The organism is Gordonia sp. Z-3 (genome assembly GCF_036233855.1).
Lineage (GTDB): Bacteria > Actinomycetota > Actinomycetes > Mycobacteriales > Mycobacteriaceae > Gordonia > Gordonia tangerina.
In genome coordinates this window covers 217,388-234,518 of record NZ_JAZARS010000006.1, presented here as the reverse complement: position 1 = coordinate 234,518, position 17,131 = coordinate 217,388, and the positions used below count along the sequence as shown (strand labels likewise).

The following is a 17,131-nucleotide window of genomic DNA, read 5'->3' as shown; positions in this document are numbered from 1 at the left end:
GGCACCGGGGGTTCCCTGGGGCCGCTCCATCGGTGGATGACCCGAGCATGCCGCGCTCCTGTGACCCGGGTCACGGCCATTCGGGATGGCCGAACACCGTCGGCACATCCGATGCCGGAATTCGGGCAGTCCGGTCGACGCCCCTCCGGCACAGCGGATCTTCGTACGGTCGAGCCAACGCGACAGCGAGTGAAGGAGAACCAAGATGAGTCGGTTGACGGCCGCGATCGTCGGGTCGGGAAACATCGGCACCGATCTGATGTACAAACTGCTGCGGTCCGAGCACGTGGACCCGGTGGCGATGGTGGGTATCGACCCTGACAGCGAAGGGCTTGCGCGGGCACGGGCTGCCGGACTGGACAGCTCAGCCGATGGGATCGAGTGGCTGCTCGCACAGTCCGAGCTGCCAGATCTCGTGTTCGAGGCGACGTCGGCGAAGATCCATTCCGCCGCGGCGCCGCGGTATGCCGAAGCCGGGATCGTCGCAATCGATCTGACACCGGCCTCGGTGGGTCCGTATGTGGTTCCCGCGGTGAATCTTTCCGAGCACCTGCAGGCGCCGAATGTGAATATGGTGAGCTGCGCCGGCCAGGCGACCATCCCGATCCTGTACGCGATCAACGAGGTCGCCGACGCGTCCTATGGGGAGATCGTGGCGGCGATCGCGTCCAAGAGCGCCGGCCCCGGCACTCGGCAGAATCTGAGTGAGTTCAGCGAGAAGACCGGCCGCGCACTGGCGCAGGTGGCCGGCGCCGACCGCGCCAAGGCGATCTCGGTGATCAATCCCGCCGAACCGCCGATGAACATGCGTGACACCGTCTACGCCCGCGTCCGCAACCCCGATGCCGCCGCCATCGAGCGCGCGGTGATCGACATGGTCGGAGAGGTGCAACGGTACGTACCCGGCTACTCGCTCAAGCTCGTCGACGTCGAGGGCGATCTGGTGACGGTCATGCTCGAGGTCGTCGGCGCCGGCGACTTCCTGCCCACCTACGCCGGCAACCTCGACATCATCACCGCTGCGGCCACCCGGGTGGCCGATGTGATGGCCCAACAGAATCTCGTGACAGGAGCAGCACAGTGACCACCAACGCCGATTCGACCCAGGCGGTGACCCTGGTCGACACCACGCTGCGTGACGGCATGTCCAGCGTGTCACACCAGTTCACCACCGACAACGTCGCCGCCATCGCCGCCGGACTCGACCGGGCCGGTGTGCCGACCATCGAGGTGGCGCACGGCATCGGACTGGGCGCGTCGTCCATCCAGTATGGCCAGGCCGCAGCCACCGACCCCGAGTACATCCGCGCCGCGGTCGGCGCCGTCGAACACGCCGACATCGCCGCCCTGTACGTGCCCGGCATCGCCACCCTCACCGAACTTCAGGGCGCCATCGACGCCGGCATCCGCACCGTGCGGGTTGCGGTGCACTGCACCGAAGCCGACTGCGCCCAGCAGCCAGTCGAGTGGGCGAAGAGCAAGGGCCTCACCGTCATGTGCTTTCTGATGATGAGCCACAAACTCGAGCCCGAGCCGCTGGCCGAGCAGGCCGCCAAGCTGGATTCCTATGGCGCCGACGTCGTCTACGTGGTCGACTCCGCCGGCGCGATGGTGCCGCAGCAGGCCGGTGCACGGGTCGCCGCCTTGCGAAGCGCGATCAACGCACACATCGGCTTCCACGCCCACAACAACCTCGGCGTCGGGATCGCGAATGCCTTGACCGCTGCGGAGAACGGCGCCACCTACATCGACGGGTCGCTGCGCGGCCTCGGTGCGAGCGCGGGCAACGCGCAGACCGAGGTGCTGGCCGCCGCGTTCGAACGAGCCGGATGGCGCACGGACGTCGACCTGTTCGGTCTCATCGACACCGCCGAGCACGTCGTCGCGCCGTTGATGACAGAACCGCAGATCGTCGACGAAACCGCCCTGGTCCTCGGCTATGCCGGGGTGTACTCCACGTTCTTCCACCCCACCAAACGCGCGGCCAAGAAGTTCGGCCTTCCCACCCGCGACATCCTGCTCGAACTCGGACGGCGCGGCGTCATCGGCGGCCAGGAGGACATGATCATCGACGTCGCCTCCGAACTGGCCGGACGCACCTACGAGACCCCGGAGGTGGCAACCGTATGACCACATCACCGTCCAGCCCGATCGACGTCAAGCATCTGATCGGCGGCGACTGGAAGTCCGCCTCGGACGGCGCGACCTTCGAGACCCGCGACCCGCACGACGGCGCACTGCTCGGCACGGTCGCCCGCGGCACCGCCGACGATGGCGCTGAGGCGATCACCGCCGCCCGCCGCACCTTCGACGAGGGCGGATGGTCGCAGATGGCACCCAAGGAGCGGGCCAAGATCCTGCATCAGGTGGCCGATGCGGTCGACGCGCACCGCGAGGAACTGGCGATGCTCGAAACCCGCGACGGCGGCAAGACGATCACCCAGTCGCTGCATGCCGAGATCCCTCGTGTGGCGCACAACCTGCGCTTCTTCGCCGACTATGTGTCGATGGCGGCCAACGAGGCCTACCCGGACGGTGACCTGCTGTCGTATGTGCTGTACCCGCCGGCCGGAGTGGTGTCGGCGATCAGCCCATGGAATGCGCCACTGATGCTGGCCACCTGGAAGATCGCGCCCGCGTTGGCGTTCGGCAACACAGTGGTCCTCAAACCGGCCCCGCAGACACCGCTGACCGCCAATAGGTTCGCCAAGATCGCCCTCGAGGCGGGTCTGCCACCCGGGGTGCTGAACGTGGTGCACGGCTTCGGCGGCGAGGCCGTCGCCGGACCGCTCACGTCGGACCCGCGGGTCGATCGCATCACCTTCACCGGGTCGAGCGCGACCGGCGTGAAGATCCTGCAGGCCGCCGCCGCCAACCACACCCCGGTGTCGGCGGAGATGGGCGGCAAATCGGCCAACATCGTCTTCGACGACGCTGACCTCGATGTCGCGGTGCCGATGTCACTGCGGGCCATCTTCGGCGGCAACGGACAGGTGTGCCTGTCGGGTACCCGGCTACTGGTGCAGAACTCGATCCGCGAGGAGTTCCTGGAGCGGTTCACCGAGGAGGCCCGCAAGCTGGTGGTCGGCGACCCGAAGGAGGCGTCGTCGTTCATGGGCCCACTCATCGAGCAACGCCACCTGGAGAAGGTGCACGGCTACGTCGAACTCGCGCAGGAGGAAGGCGGCAAGGTGATCACCGGCGGCGAACGGCTCACCGGTGACGCGTATGCGAACGGCTTCTACTATCCGCCGACCATCATCACCGGGCTCGACAACACCTCCCGCACAGCGCGCGAAGAGATCTTCGGTCCGGTGGAAACCGTGATCGGTTTCGACACCGAGGAGGAGGCACTGCGCATCACCAACGACTCCCCCTACGGACTCGCCGGAATCCTGTTCACCGAGAACCTCAATCGCGCCCACCGGCTGGCGGCTCGGTGGAAGGCCGGCACCGTCTGGATCAACACCTTCTTCGAGCGCGACCTTCGCCTGCCGTTCGGCGGTGAAGGCATCAGCGGGCTGGGCCGCGAAGGTGGGCAGTACTCGCGCGAGTTCTTCACCGAGCCGCGTGCCGTCACCATCCGGTTGCGGAAGTGATGGGCATGAAGATGCCGTCAACGGAGACGTGCGTGGTCGTCGGCGCGACCGGCGCGATGGGCTCGGTGATCACCGAACGCCTCGCACGCACTGGTTATCGAGTTGTGGCGGTCGCGCGCAGCGCCGACGAACTGGAGAAGCTGGCGACGTCGAGCGACCGGATCGTGCCGTGCGTGGCCGACATCGGCTCCGACGACGCCGTCGACACCATCCGCTCGAGTCTCGCCGGACCGGTTCGGTTGGCACTGTTCGCCGCAGGCCTTCCGGTGCGCGGGTCGGCCGATTCGATCGAGCCGTCGGCGCTTGCGTTGGCCGCGAACATCAAGGTGGCCGGTACGGTGCGGCTGCTACACGCGGTGCGTGATCATCTGCGGAATGGGTCGAGTTTTGTGGCGATCGCCGGGTCGCTGGGTGCCGAGCCGGGTCCGCTCGATGCCGGTCCCGGTACCGCGAATGCCGCGTTGTTCAACCTGATGCGTCAGATCAGCAAACTCTACGGCCCGAAAGGTGTTGTCACCCACACCATCGCACCCGGACCGATAGACACGCCACGGCTACGATCGCTGGTCGAGACGCAAGCCGGCGAGTCCGGGCGCAACGTCGACGACGTGTGGGCCGACTACCGCGCCAAGACCTCGCTCGGTCGGCTGCCCACCCTTGACGAGATCGCTTGGCTCGTGGAAACGCTGCTCGCACCCGAGGCTGCCGTCCTGCACGGTGCCACCCTCGCAGCCGACGGCGGCGTACGCCACTCACTCCTCTGACCCCAAGGACCTGACATGCCTGTCGCCCACTTTCACCTGCCCCGCAACACCTTCAGCGCCGACGAGGAGCGTCGCCTTGCCCTAGCAGCCAGCGAAACCTATGCGCGTGTGCTGGATTCGCCGATCGACCGTGTCCGCGTCTTCGTCGTGCACTATGAGCCGACAGCTGTCGCGGTCGGCGGGCGACTCGTCGACGAGGGCGCTGCGGTGTCGCCCTACTTCACCGCCATCGTGTTGGCCGGGCGGACGGTGGAGCAACGTCAGGAGTTGGCGAGCGCGCTCACCGATGTGGTGGTCGACGTACTCGGGGTCGAGCGGAAGCAGGTGCGCGGACAGATCGTCGAAGTCGCGCCCGAGAACTGGTCGATCGGCGGGACCCCGGCAAGCGCGTTGCGGGCGGCGGAGATCGCAGCGCGTAGGTAGTCGCACCAACTGGTGGTCGAGTAGCAGCGAAACGAAGTGAGTCGCGTATCGAGACCTCGGAAGGTGGCACTGGTCTCGATACGCTCTCGGCTAGCGCCTCGAACTACTCGACCAGCAGTGGGCCCGCCCTTGCATCGAACGCCTCGAACTGCTCGGGGCAGCTCCCTGCTGGTCGAGTAGCGGCGAACGAAGTGAGTCGCGTATCGAGATCCACTGTGGGTGGCACTGGTCTCGAAACGCTCTCGGCTAGCGCCTCGAACTACTCGACCAGCAGTGGGCCCGCCCTTGCATCGAACGCCTCGAACTGCTCGGGGCAGCTCCCTGCTGGTCGAGTAGTCGACGAGCGCAGCGAGGAGACGTATCGAGACCAGTACCACCTGTGGATGAGTATCCGGCACCGATGGCTCCAGGCTGCATAGTCGACGTATGGGGGCGTTCGTCTACATCCTTGAATGTGCCGATGGCAGCTTCTACGTCGGGAGCACGCGGAATCTCGAACTACGACTAGCGCAACATAACTCGGGTCGAGGATCGGTGTACACGTCTGCTCGGTTGCCTGTGCGGTTGGCGTACTACCACGAGTGCGAATCGATCGATGTTGCGTTCGCGCTGGAGAAGCGCATCCAGAACTGGTCACGGGCGAAGCGGCTCGCGCTGATCGAAGGCAGGCTCGACGACCTTCCGCGGCTCTCGAAGAAGAGGCGTCGGGGATGAGGTCGATCGCTGGCCGTAGCACTGGTCTCGATACGTTCTCGGCTAGCGCCTCGAACTACTCGACCAGCAGTTGAAGGCGCCTCTTCTGCTGATCGAGTAGCGGCGAACGGAGTGAGTCGCGTATCGAGATCCACTGTGGGCGGCACTGGTCTCGATACGCTCTCGGCTAGCGCCTCGAACTACTCGACCAGCAGTTGGGGGCGTCTCTCCTGCTGATCGAGTAGCGGCGAACGGAGTGAGTCGCGTATCGAGATCGATCGGCGGTCAGGGGCCGGTGGTGGTTTCGTCGACGAAGTACATCGTGGCACCGCCGGAGGCGAAGTTGGGGACGTCACCGGCAGCGGCCTGCCCGGCGTCGGAGCCGAGCGCCTGGGCGCACGCGTCCTTCGATGTGAAGGTGAGTGTCGCAATCGCGTAGGCGGCCGGCAGGTTGCCGTCGAGTGATTCGCACCGGCCCATCGAGAACCGCTCGACACCGGGGATGGCTTTAACCAGGCGCACATGCTTGGTCTCGTAGTGCTCGTCGAAGGCCACCGGGTCGGTGGGCTGGTTGTAGATGACAGTGAGCTGATACATCGGTGTGCCTCTCGGGTGGGTGTCAGGGTGTCGCGACGGATGCGGCGGGGGTGAACTCCTCGCGGAAGATCAGCCGCGGCGCCATACGGCGACGTTTGAGCGACTTCACCGCGGCGTCGATCATGGCGGGCGGACCGCACAGGTAGGCGCTCATGCCTTTACAGCTGCGGAAGTCGCCGACCACGACGTCGGTGACCAGGCCGGTCGCGCCGTCCCATGACTCGTCGCTGAGCGCCGGGCGGTAATGGAAGTGCTCGTGCTGCGCGGCGAGGTCGGTGAAGAACTCGACGTCGTACAGGTCCGCACGGCCGCGACCACCGTGGTAGAGGTACATCTCCGGCACCAGTTCGCGGTCAAGAGCGTGTCGCACAATGGATTTGAGCGGCGCGAGGCCGGTTCCACCGCCGATGAGGATGGCCGGTTCGGCTTGCTGGTGGACCAGGTTGAACTGGCCCAGCGGACCGCGGAGGTCGATGCGGTCGCCCACCGCGAGCGAGTCGAAGATCCAACCGTCGGTGGCCAGCCCACCCGGTGTTCGTTTCACGTGGAACTCGAGTCGCCGCTGCTCACCGGGCGGATTGGCCATCGAGTACTGTCTGCCGACGCCGTGCCCGGGCACGATCAGCTCGCAGTACTGGCCGGCGTTGAACGCCATGTCCTCGTCGAGGTCGACGACGAGACGGCGGGTGTTCGCCGCGACATCTGACAGCTCGACGACCTCGCCGAGGTAGTCGCGCAGCGGATGGTGCGGCACTCCGTCGTCGACGGCACCGGTCGGCTCGACGACAAGATCGGACTGCGGGGTCGCCATGCAGGCCAGGGCGAGGTCGTCGGCGCGTTCGGCGCCGGTCAGCGTGTACTCGGGCGACTCGCGATGATCGACCGATCCGCACAGCACCTTGAGCTTGCAGGTACCGCAGGTACCCTGCGTGCACGAATGCGGAATCCACGCGCCGGCGCGCAGGGCGGCGTCGAGAATGGGTTGCCCGTCGGCGACGTCGAACGCGTCGGCCGATCCCTTGATCTCCACTCGGTGCGTGCTCATGGTCGCCTCTCGGTGCGGCGGGCCGGCGGGCATGGTGATGGTCATCGCTCACACCTCCCAGGTGACGTGCAGTTCCTTGGGGCCGCGGAAGCCCCAGCCCCAGAAGCTGACCTCGTGGTCGGGATCGAGTTCGATGTTCGGGATCGTCTCGAACAGTTCCTCTAGCGCGATGCGCACCACGGCGCTGGCGAAGTAAGTGCCGGCGCAGGCGTGTACGCCGCCGCCGAAGGTCATGTTGGGGATCACTGTGCGGTCCAGGTCGTAGCGGGTGGGCGCGTCGTAGGCGTGCTCGTCGTTGTTGGCCGACCCGTAGGACAGCATCACCAGCGACCCGGCGGGCAGCGTCACGCCGCCGACGGTGACCTCATCGGTGGCGACCTTCACCGCCGCCGACCAGATCGGTGCGACCCACCGCATACCCTCCCCCACCGCGCGCGGGATCAGCGTCGGATCGTCGATGACACGTTCGAGCTGTTCGGGCCGACTGAACAGTCCGGCGAGGGTGGTGCCCATGGCGTGGCCCGGTTCCTGCATCGCGCCGAGCAGGAACACGTACAGGTTCGGGTAGATCACCGACCGGTCGCGGGTCTGACCGTCGGGCATCCCATCATGCAGCCAGTGCGAAATCGCGGTGTGATCCGGATTCTCGATCCAGTGATCGATCTTCGGATCGAGGTGCGCGATGATCTCGGCCTTCGCCTCGTCACCGGGGATGAAGCCGTCCGGGTTGGCGAACTCGCCGTCGGCGGTCATGTCGGCGTTGGTGAACGAGACGCTGAGCTTGTGGAACCATTCGCGCAGTTTGTCGGTGCTGACGTCGTTGAGCCCGAGTAGATCGCCCAGGGACCGGACACTGACCGGTTCGAAGTACTCCGCGACGATGTCGGCGGTGCCGTTGTCTTCGATGGCCGCCAGCCGTTCCCGGGCGAACGGGCGCACCAGGTCGTCGATGTAACCGTCCACCGCGGCGGGCTGCAGGTGTGGCTCCACCATGCCGCGCAGGTTCTGATGCTCCGGACCGTTGGTGTTGAGGATGGCGCCCTCCCCGAAGGTGCGCCCGCCGGCCGGTGAGATCACTGCGGGCCAGTTCTCCGAGTCCTTGGCGATCTCCATGCACAGTTCGCGGGTGGACACGATGTGCAGACCCAACTGCGGGACGTATGCGATGGGCGCCTCGGCCCGCAGCCGCTCGTACACCTGGTGTGGATCGTTCTCCAGCTGTTCGATGGTGATGTCTTCGATCCATGCGGGAGTCAGAGATTGCGCAGTGGTCATGGGTTTCTCCGTTCGGATATGCGGAATCGACATCGGAATCGACCGGCGGACGATCCGGTGATGACGGCGACCGGGCTTGATGAACCCTGTGATCTGGAACACTATGGTCAGATCGGAGGAGAGAGAATGACCGATAGTGCACCGTTCGTTGACCGCGAGCGCACGGACCCTGAACCGGCGACCGTGGCGTTGAGTACCCGCGATCTGACGAGTACCGAGCAGCGCGCGCTGTGGTCGCAGACGTTGGATTCCACCTACTGCGAGATGGCTGTCGACTGGCCCTCGGGTAGCGACGGTTTTGCCGCGGACATCGTCGCGCGACCGGTGGGCAGTATCTCGGTGAGTGTGGTGCGCGCCGACCCGCACACGGTGGTCCGCACGCCGTCGATGATCGAGTCCGATCCCGGTGATGATCTGTTGCTATGTCTCATCACTCAAGGGACCGCGACGATTGCGCAGTCCGGGCGAAGCGGTGTGCTGTGTGAAGGTGCGTTCGGTTTCGTGGATTCCGCACAGCCGTTCGTGGTGCGTGGCGAGACCACTTTCGAGCAGATCGTGGTACGGCTGGGCCGTGATCTGCTCGCCCCTCAGGTTGCCGAGAACCGACTGGACAACTCACTCGGCCAACGATTCTCGGCTGAGAAAGGCATCGATCGGGTGGCGTCGAACCTGTTGGTGGACCTCGCTTCACACGACGACGACTTCACCGCCGGCGACCTGACCGCGGTGACGTCGGCAGTCCTCGACGTGGTTGCCGCAGCGGTGAATACACGAGTTCCGGCGGCAACACTCATCGAACGCGCACATGATGCCGACCTGCGCGTGGTGCAGCAGGTGATGGTGCGCGAGATCAGCAATCCCGATCACCGTCTCACCGATGTGGCCGGCGAGGTCGGCATGTCGGTGCGGTATATCCACAAACTGTTCAGCGCCGCCGGCACCACCCCGCGAACCTGGTTGTACGCGCGGCGTTTCGACCGTGCGCGGTCGCTGTTGTTGCAGACCGACCTGCCGGTTGCCGACATCGCCGAACAACTCGGCTTCCGCGACGTGTCGCACTTCAGCCGGGCGTTCAGCAAGCATTTTGGCACCAGCCCGGGCCGCTACCGCACCGCCGGGTCCTGACTGTTCGACGGGGCATCATTCGCCGACGTCGCGGCCCGCTCCGCGATCGTCACGTCGCCGGCGGCAAAGTGCGTCGGTGGCACTTCCCGGACCACCACGCGGATGTTGGCCGCCGGCGCACCGACGGCTCGTTGGGCAGCCGCGGTCAGCTCGTGGATGAGCGCGCGGATCTGCTCGTCAGAACGCCCTTGTGCCAGCGTCACATCGATGAACGGCATGTCACCCTCCCGCAATCGTGATCGAGCCCAGCGAGGTGAAGTGGGCGGCCACCCGCGCGCCTTCGGGCACGGCCACCGCATCGGTCATGCCGCCGGTGAGTACCGTCCAGCCGGCCTCGAGCGTGTGGCCACGAGCGCCCATGGTGTTCGCGGCGAACGCAAGCGCCTCCGCCGGGTGGCCCAGAACCGCTGCGCCGGTGGCACTGTCGATGACGTGACCGTCGACTTCCAGGAGACATGCCTCCAGGCCGAGGTCCAGGTCGGCGGGTCTACGTGGCACGGGTCCGGTCACGTACACACCCGACGAGTTGTTGTCGGCGACGGCATCGGCGAGGGTGAACTTGAAGCCGGAGTAGCGGCTGTCGATGATCTCGATGGCGCCGACGACCGTGTCGACCGCGGCAAGCGCCTGCGCGGCCGTCACACCCGGTCCCTTCAGTGGTCGTTTGAGCACGAAGGCGATCTCGGGTTCGGCCCGTGGATGAATGAGCTGGGCACGCGGCACCGGCAGACCGGCAGGCAGCACCATCGCGTCGGTCAGCCATGCCACCGACGGCACATCGACACCCATCTGCCGCTGCTTGGCGCGTGAGGTGAGGCCGAGTTTGACGCCGGTGATCACCTCACCCCGCGACAACCGGTCGGCCAATGCCACATCCTGTGCGGTGTAGGCGATGTCCAGATCGAGATCAGGCCATTCGGCCTGGATGGACATGCGGGCGGTGCGGGTGCGTTCGGCGGTCAGCAGGATGTCGGCAACGCGGGCCGCACTCCACACTTTGGCGGTCTCCGTGGTCATCGGTCTTCCTTTCCTGCGAGAACTGCGGTGACGCTGCCGACGCCGGCGATGTCGGCGACCACCGCATCACCCGGGGCGATCGGCACGGCCTTGGTCATCGATCCGGGCAGGACGACGTGTCCGGGTTCGAGTGTCACGCCGAGCGGACCGACGGTGTTGGCGAGCCACACCAGAGCGTTGAGGGGTGAACCCAGCACAGCCCCGCCGGCGCCGGTGGCGATGAGCTCGCCATTGACGTGCAGGGTGCAGCCGGCCAGCCGTAGGTCGACATCGGCGAGCCGGACCGGGCGGCTGCCGAGTACCACGCCACCGGAGGAGGCGTTGTCGGCGACGGTGTCGAAGATGCCGATCTGCCAATCCTGGATGCGGGAGTCGACGATCTCCAGCGCGGGCAGGCAGAAGTCCACGGCCGCCGCAGCTTCCGCGACGGTAACGCCGGGTCCGCGCAGCGGCTTGGCCAGTACGAACGCCACTTCGGGTTCGATGCGCGGTTGGATGAATGTGTCCGCGGGAATCGGCTGGTGTTCAAGGTGGAACATTCCCGCGGTGAGGTGGCCGAAGTCGGGTTGGTCGACATTCATCTGGCGCTGGATGGCGCGGGAGGCAAGCCCGACCTTGTGCCCTTTCACCACGTCGCCGTCCTTTACCCACGACTCGACCTGGGCGAGTGCGATCTCGTAGGCCGTCGACAGCGGGGCGTCGGCGAAGCGTGCGGCGATCGGTGAGATCGGTTGGCGGGTGCGGTAGGCCGTCAGCAGGGCGTCGGCCGCCCACTGCACATCAACGGTCATCGGATCTGCTTTCTGTGGAAGGGTCAGCCGGCGACGGCGCGCAGGCTGGGGTCGTCACGGTCCTGGCCGAACGGCTTGTCGACGGCGGCCACGAGCGACTTCGAGATGGCCCCGGCTGCAGCGATGACGGCCCGCCGATACTCGTGGTGGCCGGCTTTGAACCTGGTCTCGGGCGCGGTCATGCTGATGGCGGCGACCACCACGCCCATCTCATCGCGGATGGGCGCGGCGACGCAATGCACCTCGGCGACAGCTTCCCCGGAGTCGTAGGCACAGCCGTTGCGCAGCACCGCCCCCAACTCGCGCTGCAGGTGGGCCGGGTCGGTGATGGTCGACGACGTGAATCGGCGCAGCGGCTTGTCGGTGATGTTGCGTTCGATCTCGGCGGTGTGACAGTGCGCCAGCAGCACCTTGCCGACGGCGCTGCAGTGCGCGTCCAGGTGGGCGCCGACTCGTGCGCCGTTCACATTGATGACGTGGTTGCCCAGCACCTTGTCGACGTACATGACGCGGTAGCGCTCCATGATCGCCAGATGTGTGGTCTCGCCGTACTCCTCCGACAAGGCCTGCAGAATCGGTGCCGCGCAGGTCTTCACGTCGACGGTGCCCTGCAGAGTCTGATTGAGTTCTACCACCCGCCAGCCGATCCGGTAACGACCGCGCGATCTGCACTGCAGTAAGCCGATGTCGACGAGTGACGCCAGCAAGGCATGAGCGCTCGATCGCGGCAGCCCGAGTTCACCGGCGACCTCGGTGACCCCCCACTCCGGCCGCTGCACGGTGAACAGGTCGAGGACCGGGCCGATCTTCTGGACGGTTTGCAACGCGGCCATGTCCTAGAACCCCCAGCCGTCGGAGGTACCCTGCAAATCCAGGGCGCGGAAGCTGCCGGTGTAGAACAGCAGCGGCCGTCCGTTGTCGTACCAGAGTTCCTCCACCTGACCGACATGCAGCGTGTGGTCGCCCGCCGGATGCGAGTCGGTGACCGTACACGACAGGTGCACCAACGCCCCATCCAATAGCGGAACCCCTCTTCGCCAGGTGAATCTCACCAAGTCGGGTTCATGCGCGGCACCGGCGAAATGCAGCGACAGCGGTTCCTGATCGCCGGCGAGGATCGACACACCGTAGCGGCCGGTCTCGGTGATCTTGTCGTTCATCCTCGCCCGGTTGGCGATCGACACGAGCACCAGCGGCGGGTCCAGCGAGACCGAGGTGAATGCGTTGGCGGTCATGCCGTGCACGGACTCTTCGCCTGGCCCTTCGGCAGTGGTGACGATGGTGACCCCGCTGGCGAACCGTCCGAGCGCCTTCCGCATCCGCGGCGGTGTCGGGTCCAGCTCGAGGGTGTGGTCGGTAATAGTGCTCATGGCAGCCCTCTCAGCGCCGGACGATGGCGAGGTCGTCGTTGTTGATCAGGTCCGGTCGGGTCCAACCGTCGACGTTGTACTCCGACATGCACTGTTCGGCGAAGCCCTTGAGTGCCAGATCCTGCCCGGTGCCCTGGTAGGCGAACAGGGTCTGGAAGCGAACGGCTTCGTGGTCGCCACCGTAGTTGCGTTCGTACAGTTCGTGGCGTCCCCCAAACTCGGAGCCGACAGCGTCCCACAGCAGTTTGAGCAACTGCACGCGGTCGATGGCGGCGATGCCGTTGGAGCCGCGGACGTACTGGTTGAGATAGGGCTCGATGTCCGGGTTGCCCCAATCGTCGGCGTGGGAGTTGAGATAAATCAGACCGCTACCGAGCACCTGCTGGATGATCTCCTTGACCCGCGGATAGCCGACACCCATGAAGGTTCGGTACGCCAAGCCGTAGTTGAGATTCGGCTGCACCGCACCGTTGACCCACTCGTCGGGCGACTTGGCCATCGCATCCGAGAGGCCCCAGAACATGTCGCGCCAGTTGAGGATCTCGCCAACCTGCATCTGCACCCCGCGGAATCCCGCGGAGCCGGTCATCTCCACGCCCTTCATCACGCAGCCGGCGATGAAGTCCAGTTTCACCGCCAGGCGGGCGCAGCCGTGGAACATGAAGCGGTTGAGAAAGCCGGAGCGCATCACGAAGTTGTTGGTGGTGTCGACGTCATAGGCGAAGACGTTCTCCCACGGCACCAGTACCCGGTCGAGCACCATGATGGCGTCGTTCTCGTCGAACCGGCTCGACAGCGGATAGTCGAAGGGGGTGCCCATCACCGCGGCGTTCATCTCATACGAGGTCCGGCACAGCAGTTTCAGGCCCTTCGAGTCCATCGGGATGGTGAAGATCAGGCCGTATTCCTTCTTACGCAACGGCAGTCCGTAGTGCGCGATGAAGTTGGCGTTGGTGATGGCCGACCCCGTCGCCACGACCTTCGCGCCGGAGACGATCAGGCCGGCATCGGTTTCGTCGACCACATGCACGCACACGTCGGCGGTCTCGTCGGCAGGCTTGTCGCGGTCGATCGGCGGGTTCACGATCGCGTGATTGAGGTAGAGCATCCGCTCCTGCGACTTCTTGTACCAGTCCAGCGCGTTCTGCTTGTAGTCGCCGTAGAAGTCGGCATTGGCGCCCAGGGTGCCCAGGAAGGATGCCTTGTAGTCGGGTGATCGGCCCATCCAGCCGTACACCTCTCGCTGCCAGGTGACGATCGCGTCGCGGGCGGCGACCAGATCATCCGCCGAGTGCGCCGTCTTGAAGAACGGATGGGTGAAGCCACCGTTTCCGGTGTCGGTCGGTACCGCCAGCACACCCTGCGCGTCGGGCTGATGCATAGCGTCATACATCCGGGCGATCGAGCGCGCCGAATTCCGGAATGCCGGATGCGTGGTCACATCGTCGACGCGTTCTCCGCGAAAATAGATCTCCCGGCCGTCCCGCAGCGATTCCAGATACTCTGCGCCGGTCATGGGGCGGACGTCGTTCTCCTCGGATGCGGTTGCTGCCGGGTTCACTGTTGCGGGTGCTGATGTCACGGAACAAACCTCCTGGTACGGACCGACGATGTGCCCGATCGCCGGGTCATCGGTCGAATCTGTTGCGTGGGTGCCGAAATGACAGCCACTCGCGGGACCGTGACGTTTCGGTGTATGTTGGCCGAGCCACATCCCTGTGACGTAGAACACTAAGAGGCGGAGGTGTGGCGCGGAATGGCTGAGAACGAACAGTCACATGGCGGATTGCGCACGGCCGACACCGACGATGTCGTCGAGCTACGAACCGGTGATCTCGATTCAACCGAAGGGCGAGCCGAATTGGGCGCGCACGATCGGCCAGCTCTACGGCGAGATGGACGTGACCTGGGACAAACCCACCGAGCGCTACGACGCCGAGTGGGGCGGGCGCGCGTTTGGTCGGCTCCACGTGAGCGCGATCCGGTCCGACGTCCAGACCGTCGTCCGGTCACCGGCCATGATCCGCGACAGCGGAGAGGATGGCTACCTGCTGCTGATGGTGACCGACGGCGCGGTGGAGGTCACCCAATGCGATCGGACGGCAGAACTAGGGCGCGGCGCGTTCGCGATGGTGAACCTCAACCGACCCTTTGTATTTCATTCACTTGTTCCGTTTCATCAAGTGGCGGTGCGTATTCCGACGTCGCTGATGGAATCTCGGCTGCCGGCACGACTTGCCGGCCACGCGGTTGCGCGAACATATGAACCCTTGGGGGCGCCTGCTGTTCTGGGACGTCTGCTGGCAGACCTGGCCGGCAGCGACGAGTCCATGTCGCAGTCGACGAGAGCTTCGTTCGGGTCGGCCACGGTCGACATGCTCGCCGCAGCGCTGAGTGAGACGACCTCCATTGGCCCCGCGTTGACGCAGCGGGAACGGGATCTGGCGCGGATCGCCCAGATCATCTCCGATGGGCTGCACGACCCGTACCTCAGCCTGCCCGACGTTGCGGCTGCGGCCGGGATGTCGTTGCGCAACATGCAGAAACTGGTGAGTGCCACTGGACACACGCCAACCGGCCTGCTGCATCAAGCTCGTGTCGAGCGAGCCAAGAATCTTCTCCTGACGACCGACCTGTCGGTCGCCGATGTTGCGGCAGCCGTCGGATACCTCGACATGTCGCATTTCAGCCGCACATTTCGCCGCCTCACCGGGCACAGCCCGGGGCGGTTTCGCGCGGCGAACTCCTAGTCGCTACTTTTTCCCGCAGGTGCAGTTCTCGCCACACTGGCAGTCGGGCCCGCAGGTGCAGTCGGGGTTGTCGCAGCCTTTTGTATTGTCAGCCATGCATATGAGCATACGCGCTCGCCGGCTCGCTGCGTCGTGCTCGACGCGGCCACCGCGAATGGGTGTCGGTGGGCCATACCCGCTACGCAGCAGGTTGTTCCCCATCGTTGTGCGGGGTCGGCTCCACCGACCGTCCCCGTCCGGTCAACTTCATCGTCCACCGCGGACGACGCTGTCCGGCAACAGCACTCACGGTCCGATCGCTCGCCGACCGCCCCTCGAGACGATCCGCCAACCACCCCACCGCCATCGGCCCCGACAGCGGCAGCAGCGAGTAGTGCTCGCTGAGCTGGTCGCGGACGTAGGTGACCGTGGCGCCCTGCTCGCGGTAGCGGGCGACCTGACCGTCGATGTCGTCGACGGCGATCACCTCGTCGTGCACCGCCTGCACCACCAGCAGCGGGATCGTCGGGGCGTGGGTGCCGAGCTGGAGGTCGTCCATCATCTCGACGATGTCGGGTTGGGCGAGCAGGTCGGCGAGCGGGATGTCGAGGTAGTCGTCGATGTCGTGGTGGCGGAACTGCCGCACGGCATCGAGCACCGGCAGCCGGGCGATCTCGTCGAGGTGCCGTCGCCCCTTCTCAGTGGCATGCTCGCCGATCGCCCGTTCCAGCTGCGGATAGACGCGGCGCAGGCCGGCGATCGCCATCACCGGCAGCCCGGCGTGCAGGCCACCGTTGAGCCGCATCAGCGCCGAGGCCATGTCACCGACCGGGGACCCGAGCACCGCGCCGATCAGGTTGAGCTCGGGCGCGTAGTCCGGTGCAACCTCCGCTGCCCACGACGTCGCCATCCCACCACCCGAGTAGCCCCAGAGACCGACAGGAGTGTCGGCGGGCAGTTCGTGATGCGGGAATGCCAGGGCGGCGCGGATGCCGTCGAGGGTGCGGTAGCCGGGTTCACGGGGCGCGCCCCACGCACCGACCATGCCCTCGTGGTCTGGGATGGAGACCGCCCAGCCCTTGGCCAGTGCACGACGCACCACCAGGAATTCGAACGGCGCGATGGTTCGGACCGAGTCGGCACCCTTGCGCAGTGCATACGACGGAAAGCATTGGCTCGAGACCGCGTCGATGGCGCACTGGAACGACAGCAGCATGAACCGGCCGGCGGGCGCGGGCTTGCGCGGCAGCACCACGGTGGTCGCCGCCACACCGGCGCCGCCGTGCAGGTCGGTCGAGCGGTACAGCAACTGCCACGCCTGGCTACGGTGATGCGACGCCCAGTAGTCCTTGAGCTCCACTTGGCGTGACCGGATCAGGTCGCCGGGCCGCATACGGTCCAGGTCGGACGGGACGTCGTAGAACGCATCGTCGTTGGGTAGCAGCAGGTCGGCAGCGTTGGCCGGCCCGCGCGCGGTCTGCGTGGTCATGGTCACCTCGGTTCGGCCCTGTTGGGTGTCGATCCACGTTGATCCCCCCTGTTCAGAGCCTGTTTGTGCTGTGTTTAACGCCGTGGCCTCGACAGCGATTCCATCGACCTCGCCGCGGCGACGGTTCACCTGACCTGCGGATGTAACGCGACACCCATCGTTGCGCGATGCAACAATGACACCGCCACCGGAATCAAGCCCGCGTTCCGAGGGC

Annotated in this window: 18 protein-coding genes; 8 read left to right on the top strand and 10 right to left on the bottom strand. The window is 66.0% G+C overall.

What is annotated here, in order from left to right:
- Positions 1-205: 205 nt before the first annotated feature.
- The 6 genes from VX037_RS09215 to VX037_RS09190 all read left to right on the top strand — a co-directional run bounded on the left by VX037_RS09215 (position 206) and on the right by VX037_RS09190 (position 5,500).
- Positions 206-1,084 carry an acetaldehyde dehydrogenase (acetylating) gene (locus VX037_RS09215; protein WP_235721556.1) on the top strand — a complete coding sequence of 293 codons (879 nt, stop codon included), beginning with the start codon at positions 206-208 and terminating at the stop codon, positions 1,082-1,084.
- Positions 1,081-2,130 (top strand): 4-hydroxy-2-oxovalerate aldolase, encoded by a 1,050-nt coding sequence (gene dmpG / locus VX037_RS09210; protein ID WP_328713988.1) that lies wholly within the window; start codon positions 1,081-1,083, stop codon positions 2,128-2,130. The genes VX037_RS09215 and dmpG overlap by 4 nt, the downstream gene beginning before the upstream one ends.
- Entirely contained in the window at positions 2,127-3,599 is a 1,473-nt protein-coding gene (locus VX037_RS09205; protein WP_328713986.1) for an aldehyde dehydrogenase, read from the top strand. Before dmpG ends, VX037_RS09205 begins: the two co-directional genes overlap by 4 nt.
- 11 nt (positions 3,600-3,610) lie before the next feature.
- Entirely contained in the window at positions 3,611-4,363 is a 753-nt protein-coding gene (locus VX037_RS09200; RefSeq protein WP_328714064.1) for an SDR family NAD(P)-dependent oxidoreductase, read from the top strand.
- 15 nt (positions 4,364-4,378) lie between these two features.
- The gene (locus VX037_RS09195; protein WP_266063237.1) at positions 4,379-4,786 is read left to right on the top strand and encodes a tautomerase family protein; all 408 of its coding nucleotides are present in this window, start codon (positions 4,379-4,381) and stop codon (positions 4,784-4,786) included.
- Between the two features lie 426 nt (positions 4,787-5,212).
- A complete protein-coding gene (locus tag VX037_RS09190; protein ID WP_235721553.1) occupies positions 5,213-5,500 on the top strand; it encodes a GIY-YIG nuclease family protein in 288 nt (95 codons plus the stop codon).
- Positions 5,501-5,764: 264 nt separating this feature from the next.
- Here the strand turns inward: VX037_RS09190 and VX037_RS09185 are convergent, their stop codons facing one another.
- The 3 genes from VX037_RS09185 to VX037_RS09175 are packed head-to-tail and all read right to left on the bottom strand — an operon-like array spanning position 5,765 to position 8,396.
- Positions 5,765-6,076 carry an EthD family reductase gene (locus VX037_RS09185; protein ID WP_266063239.1) on the bottom strand — a complete coding sequence of 104 codons (312 nt, stop codon included), beginning with the start codon at positions 6,074-6,076 and terminating at the stop codon, positions 5,765-5,767.
- Between the two features lie 22 nt (positions 6,077-6,098).
- Positions 6,099-7,166 carry an NADH:ubiquinone reductase (Na(+)-transporting) subunit F gene (locus VX037_RS09180; RefSeq protein WP_372512455.1) on the bottom strand — a complete coding sequence of 356 codons (1,068 nt, stop codon included), beginning with the start codon at positions 7,164-7,166 and terminating at the stop codon, positions 6,099-6,101.
- A 3-nt stretch (positions 7,167-7,169) separates the two neighbouring features.
- The gene (locus tag VX037_RS09175) at positions 7,170-8,396 is read right to left on the bottom strand and encodes a cytochrome P450 (protein ID WP_266063240.1); all 1,227 of its coding nucleotides are present in this window, start codon (positions 8,394-8,396) and stop codon (positions 7,170-7,172) included.
- Positions 8,397-8,522: 126 nt separating this feature from the next.
- Between VX037_RS09175 and VX037_RS09170 the strand changes: the two genes are divergently transcribed.
- Positions 8,523-9,521: an AraC family transcriptional regulator gene (locus VX037_RS09170; protein WP_235721550.1), complete on the top strand. Its 999-nt coding sequence runs from the start codon at positions 8,523-8,525 to the stop codon at positions 9,519-9,521.
- Here the strand turns inward: VX037_RS09170 and VX037_RS09165 are convergent.
- The 6 genes from VX037_RS09165 to VX037_RS09140 are packed head-to-tail and all read right to left on the bottom strand — an operon-like array spanning position 9,500 to position 14,215.
- Positions 9,500-9,739, bottom strand: a complete 240-nt coding sequence (locus tag VX037_RS09165) for a 2-hydroxymuconate tautomerase (protein ID WP_235721549.1) — start codon at positions 9,737-9,739, stop codon at positions 9,500-9,502. The genes VX037_RS09170 and VX037_RS09165 overlap by 22 nt on opposite strands.
- Position 9,740: 1 nt before the next feature.
- A complete protein-coding gene (locus VX037_RS09160) occupies positions 9,741-10,538 on the bottom strand; it encodes a 2-keto-4-pentenoate hydratase (RefSeq protein WP_328713983.1) in 798 nt (265 codons plus the stop codon).
- Positions 10,535-11,329 carry a 2-keto-4-pentenoate hydratase gene (locus VX037_RS09155; RefSeq protein WP_235721547.1) on the bottom strand — a complete coding sequence of 265 codons (795 nt, stop codon included), beginning with the start codon at positions 11,327-11,329 and terminating at the stop codon, positions 10,535-10,537. The genes VX037_RS09160 and VX037_RS09155 overlap by 4 nt, the downstream gene beginning before the upstream one ends.
- A gap of 23 nt (positions 11,330-11,352) precedes the next feature.
- On the bottom strand, positions 11,353-12,162 hold the full coding sequence (locus tag VX037_RS09150) for an IclR family transcriptional regulator (protein ID WP_235721546.1): 810 nt from the start codon (positions 12,160-12,162) through the stop codon (positions 11,353-11,355).
- A gap of 3 nt (positions 12,163-12,165) precedes the next feature.
- Complete coding sequence (locus VX037_RS09145; protein ID WP_235721984.1) at positions 12,166-12,690, bottom strand: flavin reductase family protein; 525 nt, start codon at positions 12,688-12,690, stop codon at positions 12,166-12,168.
- A gap of 19 nt (positions 12,691-12,709) precedes the next feature.
- Positions 12,710-14,215, bottom strand: coding sequence for a 4-hydroxyphenylacetate 3-hydroxylase family protein (locus VX037_RS09140; protein WP_287016204.1), 1,506 nt, complete (start codon positions 14,213-14,215; stop codon positions 12,710-12,712).
- A gap of 262 nt (positions 14,216-14,477) precedes the next feature.
- On the opposite strand from VX037_RS09140, the gene VX037_RS09135 reads away from it, so the two are divergent.
- A complete protein-coding gene (locus VX037_RS09135; protein WP_328713981.1) occupies positions 14,478-15,449 on the top strand; it encodes an AraC family transcriptional regulator in 972 nt (323 codons plus the stop codon).
- Positions 15,450-15,627: 178 nt separating this feature from the next.
- On the opposite strand, the gene VX037_RS09130 is transcribed toward VX037_RS09135, so the two are convergent.
- Positions 15,628-16,917: a lipase family protein gene (locus VX037_RS09130; protein ID WP_235721544.1), complete on the bottom strand. Its 1,290-nt coding sequence runs from the start codon at positions 16,915-16,917 to the stop codon at positions 15,628-15,630.
- Positions 16,918-17,131: the final 214 nt, after the last annotated feature.